Source organism: Pseudomonas sp. CFBP 5748 (assembly GCF_053850495.1).
The window spans coordinates 209713-233270 of the sequence record NZ_JBSPTN010000002.1 but is presented as its reverse complement, the minus strand read 5'-3'; the positions used below and the strand labels follow the sequence as shown (position 1 = coordinate 233270).

At 63.5% G+C, this 23558-nt stretch carries 9 protein-coding genes; all 9 read left to right on the top strand.

What is annotated here, in order from left to right:
• The 9 genes from gspK (at nt 1) to ACWNZ1_RS05625 (ending at nt 23432) form a co-directional block, all read left to right on the top strand.
• Nucleotides 1-987, top strand: coding sequence for a type II secretion system minor pseudopilin GspK (gspK, locus tag ACWNZ1_RS05665; RefSeq protein ID WP_456027473.1), 987 nt, complete (start codon nt 1-3; stop codon nt 985-987).
• Nucleotides 984-2165, top strand: a complete 1182-nt coding sequence (gene gspL, locus ACWNZ1_RS05660; RefSeq protein WP_456027472.1) for a type II secretion system protein GspL — start codon at nt 984-986, stop codon at nt 2163-2165. Before gspK ends, gspL begins: the two co-directional genes overlap by 4 nt.
• Nucleotides 2158-2733, top strand: coding sequence for a type II secretion system protein GspM (gene gspM, locus ACWNZ1_RS05655; protein WP_456027471.1), 576 nt, complete (start codon nt 2158-2160; stop codon nt 2731-2733). The genes gspL and gspM overlap by 8 nt, the downstream gene beginning before the upstream one ends.
• The gene (gene gspD / locus ACWNZ1_RS05650) at nt 2730-5093 is read left to right on the top strand and encodes a type II secretion system secretin GspD (protein WP_256452725.1); all 2364 of its coding nucleotides are present in this window, start codon (nt 2730-2732) and stop codon (nt 5091-5093) included. The genes gspM and gspD overlap by 4 nt, the downstream gene beginning before the upstream one ends.
• Nucleotides 5094-5232: 139 nt before the next feature.
• On the top strand, nt 5233-6651 hold the full coding sequence (gene gspE / locus ACWNZ1_RS05645) for a type II secretion system ATPase GspE (RefSeq protein WP_135845114.1): 1419 nt from the start codon (nt 5233-5235) through the stop codon (nt 6649-6651).
• Complete coding sequence (gene gspF / locus ACWNZ1_RS05640; RefSeq protein ID WP_135845115.1) at nt 6651-7862, top strand: type II secretion system inner membrane protein GspF; 1212 nt, start codon at nt 6651-6653, stop codon at nt 7860-7862. The genes gspE and gspF overlap by 1 nt, the downstream gene beginning before the upstream one ends.
• Nucleotides 7863-8282: 420 nt before the next feature.
• A complete protein-coding gene (locus ACWNZ1_RS05635) occupies nt 8283-9461 on the top strand; it encodes a substrate-binding domain-containing protein (protein ID WP_135845116.1) in 1179 nt (392 codons plus the stop codon).
• Between the two features lie 154 nt (nt 9462-9615).
• Nucleotides 9616-10785: a substrate-binding domain-containing protein gene (locus tag ACWNZ1_RS05630; protein ID WP_135845117.1), complete on the top strand. Its 1170-nt coding sequence runs from the start codon at nt 9616-9618 to the stop codon at nt 10783-10785.
• A gap of 212 nt (nt 10786-10997) precedes the next feature.
• Nucleotides 10998-23432 (top strand): filamentous haemagglutinin family protein, encoded by a 12435-nt coding sequence (locus tag ACWNZ1_RS05625; protein WP_456027470.1) that lies wholly within the window; start codon nt 10998-11000, stop codon nt 23430-23432.
• The last annotated feature ends 126 nt before the right edge of the window (nt 23433-23558 follow it).

Genomic DNA, 23558 nt, shown 5'->3' with positions numbered 1-23558 from the left:
ATGCGAACGAATTCGCCCACTGCGGCGAAGCAGCGCGGCATGGCGGTCATCAGTGCCTTGCTGATCGCCGCCGTGGTGGCGGTGATCGCCGGCGGCATGCTCACCCGCCAGACCCTGTTCACCCGCAGCCTGGAAGCCGAGCAGCTGCGCATCCAGGGCACGGCGCGGTTGCAGGGTGGCCTGCAATTGAGTCGCCAGTTGCTATCGGATGCCCGCCAGCGCGACCCCCTGACACGCTTCGGCCAGCCGTGGGCCAACCCCATCGTGATGCCAGGCTCGAACCTGGTCGACACGCCGTTCGAAGGGCAGTTGGAAGACGAGCAAGGCAAATTCAACCTGCGCAACCTGGTCGCCAATGAACGGGTGGACCAGGAGCAGGTACGCGCCTTCGAACGATTGTGCGATCAGCTTGGCGTCGCCGCGACAGTACGTGCGCGCATCGTCGAGCGGGTGATTGCTGCGTACCCGCGGGTGTTGAATCCGGAACTGGCGGACAAGGCGCCAGTGAGCAATTCGTTCGACAGCGGCCGCGACACCTCGCCGGACGCCTCCAATGCACCACTGGCACCGACACGGCCCATGCTTCGCACATTGCAAGACCTGCGCGGCGTCAAGGGGGTCACCGAGGCGTTGCTGGAAACCCTGGCGCCCTATGTGACGATTCTGCCGACCAATACCTGGCTCAACGGCAACACCGCCAGTGCCTCGGTGCTGGCGGCCTACGTGCCGGGGCTGTCGCTGCAACGGGCCCAGGCGCTGGTCCGCGAGCGAGACGGTGGCCACTGGTTTATCAATCGTGGGGATTTCGTCAATCGCCTGCGCATGCCCGAGCTGGAAATGACCTCCGTCAAGGTCGGTATCACCAGCGACTGGTTCCGCCTGCGGGGCCAGGCGCGCAGCGGGCAACGGCGGGTGGAGATCGATGCTTTGCTGCAACGCAGCCAGGACCGTTTGCCCCAGGTGATCTGGTCACGGGTGGGCGTATGACTCTTTTGCGCATAGCACTGACGCCGCTGGCCAGTCTGAACCTTGACAGCCCGGTGGCGTTTGCCTGGCTGGATCGCCAGGGCCAGGTTCGTGAAGAAGGGCACAGCAGCCTGCGGGCCCTCGGTCAGGGGAGGAAGAACCTGCGGGTCGAATGTTTCCTCCATCCCCGTGACAGCTTGCTGACCACCCTGGAACTGCCGCTGTTGCCGGCGGCGAAAATCACCGCGGCGGTGAATTGCGCGGCCCAGGCGCTGATGCTCGGTGCCAGTGAGCGCATGCAGGTCGCCCACAGCCCGCGCGGTGCCGACGGGCAGGTGCAGATCGCCTGGCTGGACCGGGAGTCACTCGATGCCCTGGGCCGGATGCTGCGTCAGGCCGGGATGAATCTGCGCGGCCTATACCCGGCGTCCTATGCCTTAGCGGTGCTGTCCGGGCCGGTGGCCTGCATCGAAGACGGACACTTGTTGGTGCGCCACAGCGTGCAGCACGCCGTGGTGCAACCGTTATTGGACGGGGCACTGGATGAATGGTTGCTGCAGACAGGCGCCGGGCTGCGTTGGGTCGGCGAGTCGCCGCCGCCGGCCTCGGTTGAGACCTTGCCCGGCACCCAGCGCTGGACCGGTGTCGCCCCCGGCTGGGGCTTGCACACCGGCCTGGCGCACGGCGTCGCTGAGCGCGGCGGGTGGGGCCGGGCGGTGACCCTCTGCACGGTGGCGTTGGCGGTGTGGGTCGTTGGCCTGAATCTCTACGCCGCCCGTGAAGCGGCCCAGGGCCAGCGGCTCAAGGCGCAGATGAGCCAGCGGGTGAAGCAGGCGTTTCCGGAGTTGCCGGTGATTCTCAACCCCTTGCAGCAGGCTCGCCAGCAAATCAGCGCGCGCCAGAACGGTACGGCGGCCGACCCGGCCCAGCGCTTCGCCAGTCTGGTGCAACAGGCGGGCAGCGCCATGCCGTTCATGGGCGGCAACCTGCAGGCGCTGGTGTTCGAGAGCGGTGAGTTGCGTCTGGAGGTCGTGGCCGAGGCACAAAAAAACGCTGCTGAAGATGCCTGGAAAATCCCCCTGGGCCAGGCCGGTATCGACGTCGCGGCCAATGACCAGGGTTGGACCCTGCGGGTGGCGCCGGCCGGGCAGGGTGCGCAGGACAACCCTGACGAAACCCCGGAAGCCGATGATGAATAAGCAATCCCTGGCCTTGTTGTGGGCGCGCTGGCAAACCCTTCGCACGCGTTGCCGGACGTCCTGGCAGGGCCTGGCCGTGCGCGAACAACGTGCCGTGGCCCTGGCGGCGCTGGTACTGGGCGGTTGCCTGGTCTGGCTGGCGCTGATCGAGCCGCCGCTCAAGACCATCGCTTATTGGCAGACCGAAACCCCGAAGCTGCGCTCGCAGACCGAAGCCCTGGAAGTGCTGCTGCGCGACATCGGCGGCCCGGCGCAGGGCCAACCTCTTGAAGCAGCCCTGCGCCAGACCCTCGACGCCAGTGGCCTGAATGCGCATTACCAATTGCAGGCGCCAGGCGCCGAGCCCCCCAACGCCTGGCAGCTGACCTTCACCGACGCCCCGGCCGACGGGGTGATCGGCTGGCTGTTGAGCAGCCCGGCACAATTTTCCCTGGAAGTGATCGAGGCCCGTTTGCAACGGTCGGCCACGGCCACCTCTGGCAACGCCGAAAACACTGACATTACCGCCGGCACACTGTCCGGAACCGTTCGCATGAATCAGGCGCCAGGCGCTAAGGAAGCTTCATGAAGGGTGCCAGCTACCCACGTCATTGGCGCAAGGCCGCGCCGTTGCTGTTGCTTGCATTGAGCGCGTGCAACAGCACGCCGCCAGCGTCGCAGCCACCGTTGTTGGTGGACAGTGAGCTGGGCATTCCGTTGGGCAGTACCCAGCGCAGCGGCGATGCGCTATTGGATCGTCAACGGGCCCAGGACTTGCGTGAACAGAAACCTGCGGTGCGGCATCAGGTCGATCTCACCGCCCGGGCCCGCGCGCCTCGCGCCAGTCCTTCGGCGAGCAATCCGTTGGGTGATCAACCGGTGACCCTGAATTTTGTCGAGGCCGACATTCAGGCTGTGGTGCGGGCCTTGTCCCGCTCCACCGGCCAACAGTTTCTGGTGGACCCTCGGGTCAAGGGCAACCTGACGCTGGTGTCCGAAGGCCAGGTGCCGGCTCATCAGGCCTACGACATGCTGCTGGCCGCGCTGCGCATGCAAGGCTTCAGCGTGGTGGACGTTGGCGGCGTGGCCCAGGTGGTGCCGGAGGCCGATGCCAAGCTGCTGGGCGGGCCGATCTACAGCGCCGATAAACCGGCCGGCAACGGCATGCTGACCCGCACTTTCCGCTTGCAATACGAAAACGCGGTGAACCTGATCCCGGTGCTGCGCCCGATCGTGTCGCCGAACAACCCGATCAACGCCTACCCGGGCAACAACACCATTGTCGTCACCGACTATGCCGAGAACCTGTCACGGGTGGCGCAGCTCATCGAAGGCATCGATACCCCCAGCGCCATCGACACCGATGTGGTGCCGATCCACAACGGCATCGCCGTGGACATCGCGCAGATGGTTTCCGATTTGCTGGAAACCCAGGGCGGCGACCAGACCCAGAAAATCAACGTGATCGGTGACCCGCGTTCCAATTCCATCATCATCCGCGCCGGCAGTCCCGAGCGCACCGAGCTGGCGCGCAACCTGATCTACAAGCTCGACAACGCCCAGAACAACCCGAGCAACCTGCACGTGGTGTACTTGCGCAATGCCCAGGCCGGCAAACTGGCCCAGTCCCTGCGCGGTTTGCTCACTGGGGAAAGCGAAGGCGAGGGCAGTGACAACGCCCGTTCGGTGCTCAGCGGCATGGGCGCCAGCACCAGCGGCCAGAGTGGGCAGGGCAGCAGCGGCGATGGCAGCAGTAGCACCACCAGCGGCAGTGCTTCGACCACCGGCAACGGCTACGCCCAGGGCAGCGGCAACGGGCAGACTTCCGCCTCGACGCAGAACGAGCAGAACACCGCCTTCAGCGCTGGCGGCGTGACCATCCAGGCCGACGCCACCACCAACACCTTGCTGATCTCCGCGCCGGATCCGCTGTACCGCAACCTGCGCGAAGTCATCGACCTGCTGGACCAGCGCCGCGCCCAAGTGGTGATCGAGAGCTTGATCGTCGAGGTCGGCGAGGACGACGCCAGCGAGTTCGGCGTGCAATGGCAGAGCGGTAACCTGGGCGGCAGCGGCGTGATCGGTGGGGTCAATCTCGGCGGCACGGGGCTCAATCTCAATGGCAAGACCAGCATCGACGTGCTGCCCCAGGGCCTGAACCTCGGTGTGGTCAACGGCACCGTGGACATTCCCGGCATCGGCAAGATCCTCGACCTCAAGGTCCTGGCCCGGGCGTTGAAGAGCAAGGGCGGCACCAATGTGTTGTCGACGCCGAACCTACTGACCCTGGACAACGAAGCGGCGAGCATTTTTGTCGGCCAGACCATTCCGTTTGTCAGCGGCAGCTATGTCACCGGTGGCGGTGGCACCAGCAACAACCCGTTCCAGACCGTGACCCGCGAAGAGGTCGGCTTGAAGCTCAATGTCCGGCCGCAAATTTCCGAGGGCGGCACGGTCAAGCTCGATATCTATCAAGAGGTCAGCAGCGTCGACAACCGCGCTTCGAGCACCACCGGGATTGTCACCAACAAGCGCGCCATCGACACCAGCATCCTGTTGGACGACGGGCAGATCATGGTCCTCGGTGGGTTGCTGCAGGACGGCTACAGCCAGAGCAATGACGCGGTGCCGTGGCTGTCGACCATCCCCGGTGTCGGTGCGCTGTTTCGCAACGAGCGGCGGCAGATCACCAAGACCAACCTGATGGTGTTCCTGCGGCCGTACATCATCCGCGACACGGCGGCGGGACGCGGCATCACCCTCAACCGCTACGACTTCATGCGCCGCGCCCAAGGCCTGCTGCAACCGGATCGCAGTTGGGCGATGCCGGACATGCAGGCGCCGCAACTGCCGGCCTCGGCCCGGGCGATTCCGGGGGCGGCGCCGGTTGGCTTGCAAACGCCGAGGGCGGTGATCAAGGCAGTGCCGATCGAAGGAGGCGCTCGCTGATGAACACTCATCCTGTGGGAGCGAGCTTGCTCGCGATGACGGCAGCCCAGTCAACATTCATGCAAACTGACACGCCGCTATTGCGAGCAAGCTCGCTCCCACAGGGGACATGTGTGTTTCTTGGGTCTGAGGTGTCAGCATGAACACCCTCCCATACGCCTGGGCCAAGGCCCAGCGCCTGGTACTGCGTCAGTCCGACGACGGCGCGGTGTTGATGGTGTGTCCGTCCACGCCGGGCTGGTCCATCAGTGAAGTACGTCGCCAGTTCGGCGAGGTACGCCTGGAGCGGGTGCGTGACGAGGAACTCGATGGGTTGCTCAATACGGCCTACGCCGACACCGGCAGCGCCGCCGCCGTGGTGGGCGCGGCGGAGAACGAGGTGGACCTCGACCGGCTGATGCAGGACATACCCGAGATCACCGACCTACTGGATACCCAGGACGGCGCGCCGGTAATCCGCATGATCAACGCCTTGCTGACCCAGGCCGCACGGGACGAGGCCAGCGACATTCACATCGAGCCCTACGAAAGCCATTCGGTGGTGCGCTACCGGGTCGACGGCACCCTGCGCGACGTGGTTTCGCCACGCAAGGCCCTGCACGGCGCGCTGGTGTCGCGGATCAAGATCATGGCCCAGCTCGACATCGCCGAAAAACGCCTGCCCCAGGACGGGCGCATCGCCTTGCGCGTGGCCGGGCGACCGATCGACATCCGTGTCTCGACGGTGCCCACCGGCCATGGCGAACGGGTGGTGATGCGGTTGCTGGACAAGCAAGCTGGACGCCTGCAACTGGAAACGTTGGGGATGGACCCGGACGTGCTGGGCAAGCTCGATCACCTGATCCGTCAGCCCCACGGCATCGTGCTGGTCACCGGCCCCACCGGCAGTGGCAAGACCACCAGCCTCTACGCCGCCCTGGCTCGTCTGGACGCCAGTGTCCACAACATCCTCACCGTGGAAGATCCAGTGGAATACGACCTGCCGGGCATCAGCCAGATCCAGGTCAACGCCAAGATCGACATGACCTTCGCCCTGGCCCTGCGCGCGATCCTGCGCCAGGACCCGGACATCATCATGATCGGGGAAATCCGCGACCTGGAGACCGCACAAATTGCCGTGCAGGCGTCTCTTACCGGTCACCTGGTGCTGGCCACGTTGCACACCAATGACGCGGTGTCGGCCGTCAATCGTCTGATCGACATGGGCGTCGAGCCGTTCCTGCTGGCCTCGTCGATGCTTGGCGTGCTCGCCCAGCGTCTGGTTCGCAGGCTGTGCCCGCAGTGCAAACAAGCCGATCCGGCAGCGCCCGGCACCTGGCGCCCGGTGGGTTGTCCGACCTGTAACCAGACCGGCTACAGCGGTCGCACCGGTATTCATGAATTGTTCTGCATCGACGATGACATCCGCACGCTTATCCACCAAGGGGCAGGGGAGCAGGCCCTGCGTGCGGCCGCCCGCCAGGCTGGCATGTTCAGCATGCGCGAGGATGGTGAACGTTGGGTTCGCAGCGGCGCCACCGCCCCTGAAGAAATCTTGCGCGTGACACGGGACGCCTGATGAATCGCTACCGTTTCGAGGCCGCTGACGCCACCGGAAAAATCGAGGTCGGGCACCTGGAAGCCGACAGCCAGGGGGCGGCCTTCAACCTGCTGCGCAGCCGCGGCCTGACGGCGTTGCAGGTGCAGGTCGAACGCAATACCACGCAGGCCAATGGCGGTGGCTTGTTCAGCGCCAAACTCTCGGACAACGACCTGGCCTGGGCCACCCGACAACTGGCGAGCCTGTTGGGGGCGAGCCTGCCATTGGAGGCAGCATTAAGCGCCACGGTGGAGCAGGCCGAACGCAAGCACATCGCCCAGACCCTCAGCGCAGTGCGCGCCGACGTGCGCGGCGGCATGCGCCTGGCCGAAGCCCTGGCCGCGCGGCCACGGGACTTCCCGGAAATCTACCGGGCGCTGATTGCCGCCGGCGAGGAGTCCGGCGACCTGGCCCAGGTGATGGAGCGGCTGGCGGATTACATCGAAGAGCGCAACAACCTGCGGGGCAAGATCCTTACCGCGTTTATCTATCCGGGTGTAGTGGGGCTGGTGTCGATCGCTATTGTGATTTTCCTCCTCAGCTATGTGGTGCCACAGGTGGTCAGCGCGTTCTCCCAGGCCCGGCAGGACTTGCCCGGGCTGACCGTGGCGATGCTCACCGCCAGTGACTTCATCCGTGCCTGGGGCTGGTTGTGTTTTGGCGTGCTGGCCGGTGGGTTCTGGAGTTGGCGCATGTACTTGCGCAACCCGGCAGCGCGGTTGAACTGGCATGCGCGGGTGCTGCGCCTGCCGCTGATCGGACGCTTCGTGCTGGGCCTCAACACCGCGCGCTTTGCCTCGACCCTGGCGATTCTCGGCGGCGCCGGGGTGCCGTTGCTGCGGGCCCTGGAGGCGGCGCGCCAGACCCTGTCCAACGACCGGCTGAGCCTGAGTGTCAGCGATGCCACAGCCAAGGTTCGCGAAGGGGTCAACCTGGCCGCAGCGTTGCGGGTGGAAAAAGTCTTCCCGCCGGTGCTGATCCACCTGATCGCCAGTGGCGAGAAAACTGGCTGCCTTCCACCGATGCTCGAACGCGCCGCGCAAACCCTGTCCCGCGACATCGAACGCCGGGCCATGGGCATGACCGCACTGCTGGAACCGCTGATGATCGTGATCATGGGCGGCGTGGTGCTGGTGATCGTCATGGCGGTGTTGTTGCCGATTATCGAGATCAACCAGTTGGTCCAGTAAACCGAGCACTTTCTGGTGAACACCACCCTTGTGGCGAGGGAGCAAGCTCCCTCGTCACAAAAACAATCAGTTATTTTTGCGCTGCCGCGACACCTCCCGACCCTTGCCAGCACCAAACTCGGGTTCCTCGTTCTGTCATCTTTCTTCGCCCGACAACCACCTGCCGCCATCCCCACGCCCACCCTGCGCAACAGCGCCGCCAGACCCAGTCGAAACCCCGCTCCAGAGCCCTCGAACACCCGAGGAAAAAAGCCAAAAAACAGCCCTCAGCTCCCGAGGTTTTTTCCTTTATCTGTCACCGGAAACTGCGAATTTCTAACCCATGGCCTCACCCCACCGCCATCGGCACAGGACCGAGCGCCATGACGGCAAGCACGCGTCACCCAACCTACGTACGAACACGATGAAAGGAGATTCTTCATGTTTAAGCGCAACGTTCTCGCGGTATCCCTGACCCTCGCCGGCCTCTGCGCCGCTCAGGCCGCCATGGCTGATGTCAATGGCGGTGGTGCTACCTTGCCTCAGCCGCTGTACCAGACCTCCGGCGTACTGACTGCCGGTTTTGCCCCTTACATCGGCGTGGGCAGCGGTGCTGGCAAGGCTGCTTTCCTGAACAACGACTACACCAAGTTCGTGGCTGGCAACACCAGCAAAAACGTGCACTGGGCGGGTAGTGATTCGAAGCTCAGCCAGGCTGAACTGGATGGCTACGTTGCCAACCACGGTGCCGCTTGGGGTCCATTGATCCAGGTGCCTTCGGTCGCCACTTCGGTTGCCATTCCCTTCAACAAGACCGGCACTGCTAACGTCAACTTGAGCGTTGACCAGTTGTGTGGCGTGTTCTCCGGCCGTCTGAACGACTGGAGCCAGATCACCGGCTCGGGCCGTACCGGCGCAATTACCGTGGTTTATCGTGCTGAGAGCAGCGGTACCACTGAGCTGTTCACTCGTTTCCTGAACGCCAAGTGCGCTGAACCTAACAGCGCCAAGTTCGCAATCACCACCAACTTCGCCTCCAGCTTCAGCGGCGGTCTGCCATCCGGTGCCGTTTCCGCCACTGGCAGCCAGGCTGTGATGACTGCTGTGAACGCTGCCCAGGGTCGTATCACCTACATGAGCCCGGACTACGCCGCCACCACCTTGGCCGGTCTGGATGACGCCACCAAGGTTGCTCGCGTTGCCGGTGTTTCCCCTGCCCCAGCCAACGTATCGACTGCCATCGCTGCTGTTTCAGTACCAGCCGCCGCCAACCGCGCCAATCCGAACGCCTGGGTGCCGGTGTTCGCCGCAACCACTAACCCTAACGATCCAAGCGTCGTGGCTTACCCAACCACCGGTTATCCGATCCTGGGCTTCACCAACCTGATCTTCAGCCAGTGCTATGCCAACGCTGCGCAAACCACGCAGGTGCGAGACTTCTTCACCCGCCACTACAACGCCACGGCAGCGAACAACAACGACGCAGCAATCACCGCCAACCGCTTCGTACCGCTCCCAGCGGCCTGGAAGACCGCCATCCGTGGCAGCTTCGTGACCGCAACCAACACCCTTAGCATCGGCAACACCAACGTCTGCAACGGCATCGGTCGTCCGCTGTAACACCGCGTTCGAGCGACACGCAACACTGATCAGCAACGGCGCAAGCCGTTGCTGATTTCTTTGTAGTTAACGGTGGTCGTTTCACACCCTTCAGCTGCGCTTACAGCTCGGTTTACTCGGGCCTGGGGCAGCATTCCAAGACAGGAGTCTTGTCATGTTCAACCAATTTCCCAAGACCGTTGCATTGTTGTGCGGCGCTATATGTGCGCCGTTTGCACTGGCAGATGTCAATGGCGGTGGCGCTACTTTGCCTCAGCCGCTTTACCAAACGTCCGGCGTATTGACCACCGGTTTTGCTCCTTACATCGGTGTGGGCAGTGGAGCAGGCAAGGTAGCGTTCCTGAACAACGATTACTCTCGGTTCGTACCGGGCGATACCAGTAAAAATGTGCATTGGGCTGCCAGCGACTCGAAGCTCACCGCTACCGAACTGAGTACCTACGTCAGCGTTCACGGTGCGACCTGGGGGCCATTGATTCAGATACCGTCGGCGGCCACGTCGGTTGCCATTCCTTTCAATAAAGCAGGGACCGCTAACGTCGATTTGAGCGTGAATCAACTGTGCGGCATCTTCTCTGGACGGCTTACTGACTGGAGCCAGATCATCGGGGCCGGCCGTACCGGTGCCATTACCGTCGTTTACCCCCAAGGTTCCAGTGGTACTACGGAGCTGTTTACCCGTTTCCTGAATGCCAAGTGCGCTGAAACCGGCACCTTTGCCGTCACCACCAACTTTGCCTCCACCTATAGTGGCGGCCTTCCGGTCGGTGCAATATCAGCAAACGGTAGTTCAGGTGTCATGAGTGCGGTGAATGCGGCTCAAGGTCGTATCACCTACATGAGCCCCGCCTATGCAGCGTCCGCGCTGGCCGGTCTGGACGACGCCACAAAAGTGGCGCGGGTTGCTGGTGTTTCTCCAGCACCAGCGAATATTTCGGCTGCGATCGCGAACATTGACGTACCTGCCGCCTACAATCGCGCCAACCCTAATGCCTGGGTTCCGGTGTTCGCCGCAACCACCAACCCTAACGACCCAAGCGTCGTGGCGTACCCAACCACCGGTTATCCGATTTTGGGCTTTACAAATCTGATCCTGAGCCAGTGCTACACCGACCCTTCGCAGAGCGCACAAGTGCGAGGTTTCCTCACTCGTCACTATGGTGCATTGGCCGTAAACAACAATGACTCCGCTATCATCGCCAATCGCCTCTTGCCACTGTCAGCCCGTTTGAAAACCTTTATTCGTTCCAGCTTCCTGACCGCTAGCAATGGTCTAAGTGTCGGCAACCCCAACGTCTGCAATGGCATCGGTCGCCCTCTGTAAACCCATGTCGGGTGCACCCACTACACCATCAGCAACGGCGCAAGCCGTTGCTGATTTTTTGCTCTGGCGCCGCGACCAACACAGCCACATGAAATTTTCATGACAACCGTTCGGTCCCGTCCCCCTGTAACCGCCTATCCCCTATAACCAACGCTGGCAGCCTGACAGCACTGCGTTGTGTCCCCTTAGAGCAAACCGAAAGGATGAGTAGGATGCTGCGCTGCAAACCCCAGACGAACCTGAACGCTCCACGTCGCGACAGCGAGTTGTCGATGCTGCGGCTCAAGCCGTTGGCCCAGGCCATTGCGCTGCTGATGGTGGCCGGCAATGCCCACGCAGCGACGGCGTTCAGTTCGGCCTGGTTTGCCGCCAAGGGGGCGACCCAGGCCGGTGGCGCGACGCGGCCTACGACCGCGCAGCCAGGCATGCCGCCGCCCTTGGCGCAGCAGCAACGGGCTAACGCGCAGTTGCAGCGTTCGCTGACCAACCTCAACAACACCGTGGCTGCCATCGCGGCCCAGCAGGCCGCCCAGGCAGCGGGGCGGCAAGCCGCGTTCGGGCAGGTGCAGACTGTGCCCGACGGGCTGGGCGAGGGTGGGCTCAAGGTCGATAACAGCCTGACCCAGGGCTGGCTCAACGCCAAGGGCCCGAAGCAGACTCAGTCCGGCGGCAAGACCACGGTGACGATCGAGCAGACCGCCGACAAGGCGATTCTCAACTGGGAAACCTTCAACGTCGGGCGCAATACCACGGTGGATTTCCAGCAGCAGTCGAACTGGGCCGTGCTCAACCGAGTCAACGACCCTCAAGCGCGACCAAGCCAGATCCAGGGCCAGATCAAGGGCAACGGCACGGTGATGCTGATCAACCGCAACGGCATCATTTTCAGCGGCAGCAGCCAGGTCAACGTGCGCAACCTGGCGGCGGTGGCGGCCAACATCAGCGATGAGCAATTCAGCAAGCGCGGCTTGTACGTCGATGCCATCGGCAGCCAACCGACCTTCACCGACGCAGCGGGCAAGGTCGAAGTGCAGCAGGGCGCGCTGATCGAAACCCATCGAGCTGCCACCTCCACGGCCGGTGGTGGTTATGCCTTGCTGCTGGGTTCCGAAGTGGAGAACGCCGGTTCCATCATCACCGCCAAGGGCCAGACCACCCTGGCGGCGGGCGACAACTTCTACATCCGGCGCGGCCAGGGCACCAGCGGCAACCTGCGCTCCACCACCCGTGGCAACGAGGTCGCGACATCCCTCAAACCGGGCAGCAGCGCCGGCACGGTGATCAACAGCGGCCTGATCCAGGCCAGCACCGGCGACATCACCCTCACTGGGCACAATGTGCAGCAGAACGGCGTGGCGGTGGCGAGCAGTTCGGTGGACACCCGCGGCACGGTGCACCTGCTCAACGCTTTCAGCGACAGCACCGGCAGCGTGACCCTGGGGCAGGGCAGCGCCACCGCAGTGCTTCTCGACGCTGCGGGCGGCAGCGCCCTGGACAGCCAGCGCAATGCCGGACCGGCTGGCCTGGACGGCACGCCGAACAACCTGATCACCGGTCAGTTCAACAACCTCAGCAGCGTGGTCGACCGCAGCGACCAGTCCCGGGTCGAGATCGTCAGTGGCGGCAGCGTCGACTTCCAGAACGGCTCCATTACCCTGGCCACCGGCGGCCAGGTCGCGGTCAGCGCCGCCGGTCGCAGCCTGGTGCGCGATGGTGCGGTGATCGATGTGTCCGGCGCCATCGGCGTCAAGGTGGCGATGGAATCCAACTCCATCAAGGTCAACGTGCAGGGCAACGAACAGCGTGATGCTCCGGTCAACCGCGAGGGCGGCAAGCTGACCAACAACGATGTCTGGGTGGACGTGCGTGACTTGATCTACGTCCCGGCGGGCACCAACGGCTACGCCACTGACCGTTGGTACACGGCGGGTGGGCTGTTGGAAGTCGGCGGTTATTTGGGGACCCGAGGCCACAGCGCCGGTGAATGGGCTGCTCAAGGCGGCACCCTGACGTTCACCGGCAACGACGTGGTGACCCAACAGGCGGCGCAGTTGAACCTGTCCGGCGGCACCCTGGATGTGCAGAGCGGCTACCTGCGTCAGTCCTGGCTCAAGGGCCCCAATGGGCGCTTGTATGAATTGTCCAAGGCGCCGGGGGACATCCTCTACACCGGCATCTACAAGGGCTACGAAGACCACAGCCAACGCTGGGGCCAGACCGATTACTACTACAACCCGCTGATTGCCCCGCGCGAGCGTTTCGAAGCGGGTTACACAGTCGGTCGCGATGCCGGCAAGCTGGTGGTGTCGACCCGCAACGCGGTGCTGGAAGGCCAGATCGTCGGCGAGGTCTACCAGGGCGAACGCCAGACCCAGGCGCCGAACCTCAACCTCGACGGTTACCAGCAATCGCAAAACGCTGTGGCCCGACGGGCGCAGTTGTGGGTGGGCAGTTACACGCCGATCTATGACAAGACCAGTGGTGTGATCAATAGCGGCCTGAACCCCACGCTCGATCAGGTCACCGTCGGTAAGGTGGCCGACAAGATTGCCGCGGGCCTGGACCTGACCTCGGTGGTCGGCACTGATCGGCAAGGCAAACTGGTTCTGGATAACGATCTGCTCAACGGCTTCCAACTCGGCGCGGTCAAGGTCGCGGCGCTTGAGGGCATCAAGGTCGAGGGGGCACTCAAGGTCGCCGATGGCGGCGACATCACGCTTTATGCACCGCAGGTCGAGGTGAATGCCGACCTGACGGCCCGCAGCGGTCGCATTGCCTTGGGTAACGTGCTTAAACAGGTCAGAATCGACAATTTCCAGATGGGAGACGTCGTGCTTTCGCCCGCCACAGGTCAGCGTGCGCTGGTCACGTTGGGCGAGGGCGTGACGTTGAACACCGCTGGACGGTGGAGCAACCTGCTGCTTGAAGGCAACGATCACCAGAACCTGCCGTTTATCAACGGCGGTGCCGTGTCCGTGCGCAGCGACAACATAGATGTGCGCCAGGGCAGCCTGATTGACGTCAGCTCCGGCGCCGCGGTCATGGCCGATGGCAAGACCCGCGGTGGTAAGGGCGGGGACCTGACTCTGACGGCGATTACCAGTACGTCGTCAGACAGCGGCGACTTGAGCCTGGGTGGTGAGCTGCGCGGGACCGGAGTGAGCGGTGGCGGGACCTTGAAGCTGGCGGCCAATAAAGTGCTGATTGGCAACAGCGACTCGCCGCTTGAACCGGGCACCCTGCAACTGAGCGGTGACTTCTTCGACAAGGGCTTCTCGGCCTATGACATCACCGGCAACGAAGGCCTGACGGTGGCCGAAGGCACCCGGGTCGATGTGACGATGCCGGTGTACCGTTTTGGCGAGCAGGCGTTGAGCACCGGCAGCGATGCAGAGCCGGCCGAGGCTTTGCAGCGCTGGACGCCGGAGCTGTACCAGGAAGATGCGATCAAAGGCGTCCTCACCCAGCGTCGCGGCGCGAGCCTGAGCCTCACTGCCGGTACCGCGAACTCCAGCGCCGCCGACATGGCGAGCACGGTGTTGAACCTGGGCAAGGGTAGCGTGATCAGCGTCGATCCGGGGCAGGGCATCGATGTGCGCAGCATTGGTCAACTGACTGCCAACGGCACCCTTAATGCGTGGGGTGGGCGGGTCAGTCTCACCGAGTTGAGCGTCACGGGTGCGGACGGCGAAGGGGTCAATGCCCAGGGCCACGGTCGTTCCATTTGGCTCGGCGAACAGGCGCTGATCGACGTCTCCAGTCGCGCCGTGACTGCCCAGGATATGCGCGGCCAGACCTACGGCCTGGTGCGCGACGGCGGCCAGATTGTCATCGGCGGCCAGATCGATGCCGCGAAAGGTTCTGCTTCCGCATCCGAACTGTTTGTGGTGGTGCGCGACGGTGCGCGTCTGCAAGCGAATGGCAGCCAGGCCGTACTGGACATTCCCGGCCAGGGACGTACGTCGGTGGCGAGTAATGGGGGCAGTATTTCCCTGGCATCGGCCAATGGTTTGTACCTGGACGGCGACTTCAGCGCTCGTTCGGGTGGCACAGGGGCGGCAGGCGGCAGTTTGTCAGTAGCCCTGGAAACGCCCTATTACCGCAACGATGCGGTCAGTGATCGGGTCTTGCAAGTGCGTGAGCTGGTGCTGGGGCAAAACGCCCAGGCGACCCTACTGGGCGACTCAGCCGAAACCTCGGCGGATTCACTGGTCTACGGTCACGGTCGGTTGGGCGTGGATCAGGTGCAGTCGGGCGGCTTCGACAGCCTTGCCTTGTTGAGCAATGGCCTGTTGAGCGCCGATGGCGACGTGTCACTGTCTCTCGGCCAAAGCCTGAGTCTGTATGCCCGCAGCTTTGGGCCGAGTGCAAATGCGCCAGCCAATACCCGGGTCCAACTCAATGCCTCCCATGTGCTGCTGTCCGGGCCTGCGGCCGCGCGACCGAATATGGACGGGTATACTCGGCCCGCAGTCGAGGGCGGCGGTGTGTCGCTGTTGGCAAACAAGGCAGTGTTTTCCGTTAACGCAGACCTGCTGGATGTACAGGGTAGTGTGATATTTAGCGGCAAAGGCACGCTGAGGCAGGCCGACGGTACTACCGTCGAGCTGGAGCGCGCCGGTTTCGACCGGGTCCAGCTAAGCAGTCGGGGTGATTTACGATTCCTGGCCGGGTTCTCTGGCGGCGGTATGCCTGAAGGCTTCACTACCCAATTGCTGACCCCTTCGGACATGATCTTGCAAGCGGCGCAGTTGTATCCCGCGACCGGGGTCGGCGCACGGATATTGGCAGGATATGGCTGGGGCACTGAACCCGGTAGCGGCATGATTCTCTATGATCCGGCGCGTAGCCTGGTCATCGGACGCACCACACAGGTAGCACCTCAAGTGCCTTATTCGGTGTTCGGTCGCTTGCAACTGGGTAGCGCCAAGATCGAACAAGGTGGTGTTGTCCGTGCACCTTTGGGGTTGCTTGAAATCGGTACAAACAACAGCTTGGCGGGTGTATCGGCTCGAGTAGACTTGTTGCCGGGCAGCCTGACCTCGGTCAGCGGCCTGGGGTTGGTGCTGCCTTATGGTGGCACTGTCGATGGGCAGAGCTATCAGTACGCTGGAAAGAAGGTTGTGTTGCTAGGGCAAGGAGCGACTGCCGGCAATGGTGACCTGAATATCGGCGTGATTCTCGGCGGCAAGTCGGTGGCGGCCCAGGAAGGCTCGGTGCTCGATCTTTCGGGTGGTGGTGAATTGCTCGGCGCCGGTTTTATCTCTGGCCGAGGCGGTTCCACCGATGCTCGCTTCAACCCGCTGGTACAAATCGGCGCGAACGGCGGTTTCACCTTGCCGGGATTGTCCAGCAACCCGGTCTACGCCATCGTGCCGGGCAACCAGAGCCAGTATGCGCCGGTCGCCTCCGAGGGCGGTGCGGTGGACCCTAGGGTCGGTCAGCAAATCACCATAGGTGCCGGTGTGCCTGGGCTGGCTGCCGGTACCTATACCCTGATGCCGTCCACCTATGCTTTGCTGCCGGGGGCGTTTCGAGTCGAGGTCAATGGCTTGGCGGGGCAAGGCGTTACAACCGGCGCGCAACAGATGCGCAACGGTTCGTGGACCGCCGCCGGGGTGCTGTCGGTGGCCAATACCGGGCAGCGCAACAGCATTGCCAGCCAGCTCATTCTGACGTCTGGCGATGTGCTGCGTCGTTACTCGCAGTACAACGAAACCAGCTATGCCCAGTTTGCCGTGGCCGATGCCGCACGCCTGGGTGTCCCCAGGGCTTTGTTGCCAGTGGACGCCAAGACGTTGAAGTTGAACCTGGCCAAGGGCGCGGGGGATCAGGCGTTCTCCTTCAAGGGCATCGGCAAGTTCGCGCCTCAGACCGGGGGATACGGCGGCACCGTCGCGGTGGTCGCCAGCAATGGTACCGCGCTGGAGGTGGTCGCCGAAGGGCGCGGGGCCACGGACGGCTTCGAGGGCGTGACCCTCAACGCCGAAAGCCTCAATGCATTGAATGCCTCACGGCAAGTGATCGGCGGCCAGTTTTCGGTGCTCTATGGCCAAGGTGGCAACTACATCACGCCGCAAAACGTGTCCCGTAGTGTCGCACTGCGTGAAGGTGCGACCCTGTCGGCGCCTGAGGTATTCCTCCTGGCCGACGGCGGCGAACTGTTGGTGGAACAAGGCGCCGCCATCAACACCATCGGACGGGGCAAGGCCGCTTACGATGCCCGTGATGGTTTTATCTATAACCTCAATGTGAAGTTCCAAAACTATAGCTTGCTGGCCGCCTCCAATGGCTTGCTCAATGTATTGGCCCCTCTGTCAGGCACCACCGGCACGGTCAACATCGGCGGGTGCAGCCTGACGCCGTGCAGCGGCGTGACCCGAATTCACTCCGAAGGCAGCATCGTTGCTGCGTCCGGCAGCAGCCTGGAGTTGGACGACCAGGTGCGTTACGGCACCCGTCACCTGACTCTGGCCCTGAGCAACATCAACGTCGGCACCGCCCAGGCCCTGAGCAACGCGGCGACGCGCCAGGTACTGCCTGCCGGTCTGACCCTGAGCCAGACCGTGCTCGATCGCCTGTTGCGCGGGGACACCGAGTACGGTGCCCCAGCCCTGGAAACCCTCGAACTGTCGGCCAGTCAGGCGCTGAATTTCTACGGCACCGTCAGTCTCGACACCTTTGACCCGACCACAGGCAAGTCGCGCCTGAATAACCTGATGCTCAGCACCCCGGCCATTTATGGCGCCGGCAGCGCCAATGACGTGGCGACCATTCGCACCGCCAACCTGATCTGGAACGGTGCCGTTGGCGCACCGGGTTCGGTGATTGCCGGCGGTGCCGGTACCGGCACCGGTCGCCTGGACATCCAGGCCCAGCGCATCGAATTCGGCTACGGTGACTTCGCCCAACCTAGCTCGGTCACCACCCTGGACCGTCTCGCACTGGGATTCGCCAACGTCAACCTCAGTGCCAGCGAGCGCCTGACGGCCAACCACAAAGGCAGCCTGGCGGTGTATCAAAGCCAGGGTGCCTATGACGCGAAAACGGGCTACGCCTACAGCGGCGGCAACCTGAATATCCTCACCCCGTTGCTGACCGGTGAAGCCGGTTCGGTCAACCGCATCACCGCGGGCGGGGCGGTCAACGTAGCGGGCACAAGCGCTAAGCCGGGCAGCGTCTCCGGGCTTGGGGGCGAGTTGTCCATCAAAGGCGCGAGCCTCAACCTTGCCAGCGCGGTGATGCTGCCCAGCGGCAAGCTGACCCTGAGCGCGACGGATGACCTGACCCTGGCCGATGAGGCGCTGATCGACGTGGCGGGCCGCACCGTCACCTTCAACGATGTGACACGCTACAGCGCCGGTGGCGAGGTGATCCTGCAAAGCCAGAGCGGCAACATCCGCCAGGCGGATGGTTCAAGCATCGACGTCTCGGCCCGACACAACCAGGCCGGTCGGCTCAGTGCGGTGGCTCTGGACGAGGCGGCCGGGATCGTTGATTTGCAGGGGCGGATTCTCGGCAGCAGCACGGGCGAATATGACGCCGGTGGCACCGCCATGCCGTACCTGGCCGGCGGCGTGGAGATTCAGGCCCAGCGCCTGGGCGGCAGCGGCAACCTCAGTGAACAGTTCGCGGCGTTGAACCAACGGTTGAACGAAGGGCAGGTATTCGGCTCTCGCAGCTTCCAGCTCAAGCAAGGCGATCTGGTGATCGGCAACGAACTCAAGGCCTCGTCCATCAACGTGTCCCTGGACAATGGCAGCCTGTTGGTCAACGGTACGGTGGACGCCAGCGGCGAGCGGGTCGGCAGCATCTATCTGGCCGCCAAGAATGCCCTGACCCTGGGCAGCGGTGCTGTGCTCGACGCCCATGGTCGGCGCCTGCGGGTAGACAGCTACGGCAAGATCATCGACTCGCCGAACCGCGCCATTGTTGACCTGACCGCCAGGGAAGGGCGCCTGACCCTGGGTAACGGCGCCCGTATCGACCTGCGCCACGGTACCGAGGTTGCGCTGGGCGGTGTGCCCGGTATGAATGATGGTCGTGCTCGCGGGACGTTGCAGCTCAGCGCACCACGATTGGGGGGCGTGTCGGGTGGCGACGTGGCTGTCGATGCCAGTGGTGCGCTGGATATTCAAGGCGCCCGCTCGATCTCGCTGGTTGCTATGTGGCAATACAGTGATGCGCCGCTGATTAACGTGCCGGCGGCCAGCGGCAAGCCTTATCAGGTCATCAATCAGGCCTGGTTGGACGAATTCGCCCATAAGGACAACACCGCTTTTATCACTAACGCCCTCGACAACAACGATCTGTTGCAGCGCAAACTCGCCGGGCTGAACAACAGCCGCTATCGCGATGTGTTGCATCTGCGCCCCGGCGTGGAGGTCGTGAGTGCAACGGCCGATGGCGACCTGGTGGTCCAGGGGGACCTGGACCTGTCGCGCTATCGCTACGAGAGCCTCAATCCGCATAACGCCCTGAGCGGGATCTACGGCTCCGGCGAATCCGGTAGCCTGACCCTACGGGCCGGCGGTGACTTGAATATCTACGGCAGCATCACCGACGGGTTTGCCCAGCCGCCGGCCAGTAACGATGACAAAGGCTGGGTGCTGTTGCCGGGCATTGATTTCGCGGCGGGCGATATCGTCGTGCCCGGTACCGGCGTGACCCTGGCCGACGACACGGCGTTTCCGGCGGGCTCGGTGCTCAACTTTGACGTGCCGCTCAAGGGCGCTACCTTGGCGGCGGGAACGCGCCTGCCGGTCGCTGCGACGCTTGATCAACCACTGGTGCTACCGGCCGGTACGGTGCTGGCCGCGGCGGTGCATGACGCCTCGGGTAACCTGTTGTTCGCGGCCGGCACCTTGTTGGCTTCGACTCAGACCCTTGAGGCGGGAACAGTGCTGGGGGCGGGCAGCCTGCTGGGCAGCAGCGCAACCATCGGCAGCCTGATCTGGCCTAAAGGCGTTGCGTTGCCGGGCATTGCGGACGCGAGCAACGGCTTGACCAACGTCTTGCGTCTCAGCGGCCCCCTGGCACTGAGTGTGGGTTCGAAAATCCCTTCAGGTACCGACATCAAGCTGCCGGCCGGTGTCGAGTCGGTGCAGTTGCGTCCGGAAGTGGCGGGGAGCAACTGGGCCATCGCACCGATGTTGGCCGAGGGCTCGCAGTCCTGGTCGTTGCGCCTTGTGGCGGGCGCCGATACACAGGCGGCGGACAGCCGGGTCGTGCAGCCTGCCTCGGCCCGTGGCGATCTTCATCTGGCTGACAGTCATTACGGTGTATTTGGCGTGCCGAATATGGTCTGGACCGAAGCCGGATCGCTGGAGTTTTTTGGTGACTCCAGCATGGTAGGGCAACCCGTGGACTTCGTTGGGTTCGGCGATCCGAATCTGTGCATCGACGACCCGTCTCGCTGTGAAGAGGATGGTCCCCCCGGATATAAGCCGGGCAGCCAACGCTGGAGTGTCATTCGCACTGGCACGGCAGACCTTGAGTTGCTATCGGCAGGTGATCTGAAAATGGATTCCCTTTATGGGGTCTACACCGCCGGCAGTTCGGCCAACGCAACCTACGCCGGCGATCCATACAACCAGCCCAAGGCACTGGGTGCAGAAGGTAAAGTGCTCAATGACGATACAGGCGAAAACGAGCAATTCGTGGACGGCGGCGTCAACAGTGTTTATCGCGCTTGGTACCCTGACTCAGGCGGCAACCTGACCCTGAAGGTCGGCGGTGACTTGATCGGCAACGCCATGGATGTTTCCAGCAGCAATTATGGGCGGCCCAACCTATACGACACCGGTTACGACACGGTCAACGTTGGTAACTGGCTGTGGCGCCAAGGCAACGGCTCAGTTGCCACGGGTACCGGGGCGCAACCGTCCGCCTGGTGGATCAACTTTGGTAGTTACACCGCTGCGCAGGATCCTATCAATGCTGACCTGATGGTTGGTTTTACCGGTTTCGGTACGCTGGGCGGGGGGAATCTGAACGTCCAAGTGGCCGGCGATGCCGGAATACTCGATCAACTGGCGGGCAGTCTTCTTGAGCCGCGCAGCAACCGCCGCAGTCAAGGACTGGTTCTTGCTGTGGGCAGCACCGGGCGGGTAGGTGCCGATGGGAGTTTGCAACTGACCGGCGGTGGTGATCTCAATCTGCGTGTGGGTGGTGCTTTGAATCCCGAGGGCCTGTTCGTGAGCGGACATCTCAACGGCGCGGTCATCAACCTGCGGGGCCACGCGCAGATCGACAGCGGCGCCATCGGTCGAATCGACCTTCAATACGGCAATGCTGTCGCAGTACAGTCCCCTGGAGAAACTCGGGCCTACGACTCCTTCAAATCCACACGAGGGTTTGCGACCGGCGGCCTGACCCTCATGCCGGGCGATGCTACCTTCGATCTGACGACTTCAGGCGACCTTGTGGTGACGGACGTCGCCGACCCGGGTCGGGCGTCGATGATGAGCGCCTCACGCTTCAAGGACGGTAACACTAACGGATCGGGCGTGAGCTGGTTCACGCTGTGGACGGCCAATACTGCGGTCGACTTGTGGTCGTCGGGAGGTAACCTGACGCCTTTTACCTTCAGTACCGCAACGGATCTGGCGGTCGTCTATCCGTCCATCCTGAGAGCTGTGGCAGCCAGTGGCAGTCTTTATTACGGGAAGTCCTCGCAACTGTATGACACAGGCTACAACGGCAACAATCGTCCGGCACTGCTGCTCGCTCCCGGCATCAACAGTGAGCTGCAATTCATGGCCGGCGATTCCATCTACGGCGGCGATATGTCGGTCAGTCGCTCCGGTGCATCGTCCGCAGCCCTGGCCACACCGTTTCGGCCGGCCTTTGCCGGTATCGTCGATGGTTTCATCATAAAGGCCAGCAATCTCTCAACCGATGGCAACCCCGCTCGCCCTAGTGCGAACATATTGCCTCTGTTTGCCTTCGACACCAGCAGCGCTTCCAGCGAATGGGCCCTCAATGTCGATTCTGCTCGCTTCTATGCGCTTGAAGGTGACTTGCTGGCAGTCGCCACTGGACGGTCGATGACCTCAGTCTCTACAGGCAGATGGCCGGGGCGAATCGCGTACGAAGGCGCCGGACCTGTACGGATGATGGCTGGGCGAGACATCGTCAGCAGCGGCATACCGCTGGGCGGGTCTCTGAATGATAATTTCGACGCGGGGAACTACACCAGCACCGGCAACCTCTTTATCCACAACAACCCAACCGACATCTCCATCGTCTCGGCCGGGCGCGACATCCTCTACAGCACCTTCAACGTCGCCGGCCCCGGCCTGCTGGAAATCACCGCCGGGCGCAATATCCTGATGGACGACAAGGTCAGCATCACCAGCCTCGGCGCGGTGGTGCCAGGGGATGCGCGCCCCGGCGCGAGCCTGGTGCTGCAAGCCGGCGCGGGGCTCAACGGGGCGGATTACGAGCGCTTCGTCAAGGCGTACCTGGACCCGGCGAACCAGGCCCTGGCCGGTGTGCCCCTGGCGAACCAGGACGGTAAGGTCGCCAAGACCTACGAGGTGGAACTGGTGAAATGGCTGGAGAAACGCTTCGGCTTCAGCGGCGATACCGAGCAAGCCCGCAGTTACTTCGCGGCACTGCCGGCCGAGCAGCAACGGGTGTTTGCCCGCGATGTGTACTTCGCCGAACTCAAGGCCGCTGGCCGTGAGTACAACGAAGTGGGCGGTGTGCGCCAGGGCAGCTACCTGCGGGGCCGGGAGGCGATTGCGCTGTTGTTCCCGGACAAGGATGTGGCGGGCAATGCGATCACCTACAAGGGCGATATCACGATGTTCGGCGGGGCGGGGGTGCACACCGATTTCGGTGGCAGTATCCAGATGCTCACCCCGGGTGGCGGGCAGACATTTGGCATCGAGGGTAATGCGCCGCCGTCCACCGCCGGGGTCATTACCCAGGGCGAGGGCGATATCCAGTTGTACGCGCAGAACAGCATTCTGCTGGGGCAGAGCCGGATCATGACCACCTTTGGTGGCTCGATCCTCGGCTGGTCGGCCCAGGGCGACATCAACGCCGGTCGTGGCTCGAAGACCACCGTGGTCTACACGCCGCCCAAGCGCTTGTATGACACCTGGGGCAACGTGACGCTGTCGCCGTCAGTGCCGAGCACCGGGGCCGGTATCGCCACGCTCAACCCGATTGCCGAAGTGGCGCCGGGGGATATCGATCTGATCGCGCCGCTGGGCACCATCGATGCGGGCGAGGCGGGGATCCGGGTGTCGGGCAACGTCAACATCGCGGCATTGACTGTGGTGAACGCAGCCAACATCCAGACCCAGGGCAAATCCTCCGGTGTGCCGCTGGCGGCTTCGGTGAACACTGGGGCCATCACCTCCGCCAGTTCGGCGGCGTCCTCGGCCACGCAAGCGGCGGAAGACGTGGCGCGCCAGCAGCAGAATGCGGCGCGGCAGAACCAGGCGTCGGTGTTCACCGTGCAGGTGGTGAGCTTCGGCTCGGAACAACTGGCCCCGTCCCGCGACGGCGCGAGCCGCGAAGCGCCACGGGCCTACGACCCGGCCAGCCCGGTCCAGGTATTGGGCGCCGGCCCGCTCGATGAACAGACCCGGCAGCGGTTGACCGAGGACGAGCGGGGGCGATTGAGTTTGTAGACCGGTCGTAGACCGAGTCGCCCCCATTCGCGAGCAAGCCCGCTCCCACACGGGTTCTCAGGTGTTCAGAGAATCTGTGTACACCCAAAAACTGTGGGAGCCGAGCTTGCTCGCGATAGCGGTGGA

Coding starts and splice junctions, on each gene's coding strand:
- gspF (WP_135845115.1), top strand. CDS start 6,651: ATGAATCGCTACCGTTTCGAGGCCGCTGACGCCACCGGAAAAATCGAG.
- gspK (WP_456027473.1), top strand. CDS start 1: ATGCGAACGAATTCGCCCACTGCGGCGAAGCAGCGCGGCATGGCGGTC.
- gspM (WP_456027471.1), top strand. CDS start 2,158: ATGAATAAGCAATCCCTGGCCTTGTTGTGGGCGCGCTGGCAAACCCTT.
- ACWNZ1_RS05635 (WP_135845116.1), top strand. CDS start 8,283: ATGTTTAAGCGCAACGTTCTCGCGGTATCCCTGACCCTCGCCGGCCTC.
- gspD (WP_256452725.1), top strand. CDS start 2,730: ATGAAGGGTGCCAGCTACCCACGTCATTGGCGCAAGGCCGCGCCGTTG.
- ACWNZ1_RS05630 (WP_135845117.1), top strand. CDS start 9,616: ATGTTCAACCAATTTCCCAAGACCGTTGCATTGTTGTGCGGCGCTATA.
- ACWNZ1_RS05625 (WP_456027470.1), top strand. CDS start 10,998: ATGCTGCGCTGCAAACCCCAGACGAACCTGAACGCTCCACGTCGCGAC.
- gspL (WP_456027472.1), top strand. CDS start 984: ATGACTCTTTTGCGCATAGCACTGACGCCGCTGGCCAGTCTGAACCTT.
- gspE (WP_135845114.1), top strand. CDS start 5,233: ATGAACACCCTCCCATACGCCTGGGCCAAGGCCCAGCGCCTGGTACTG.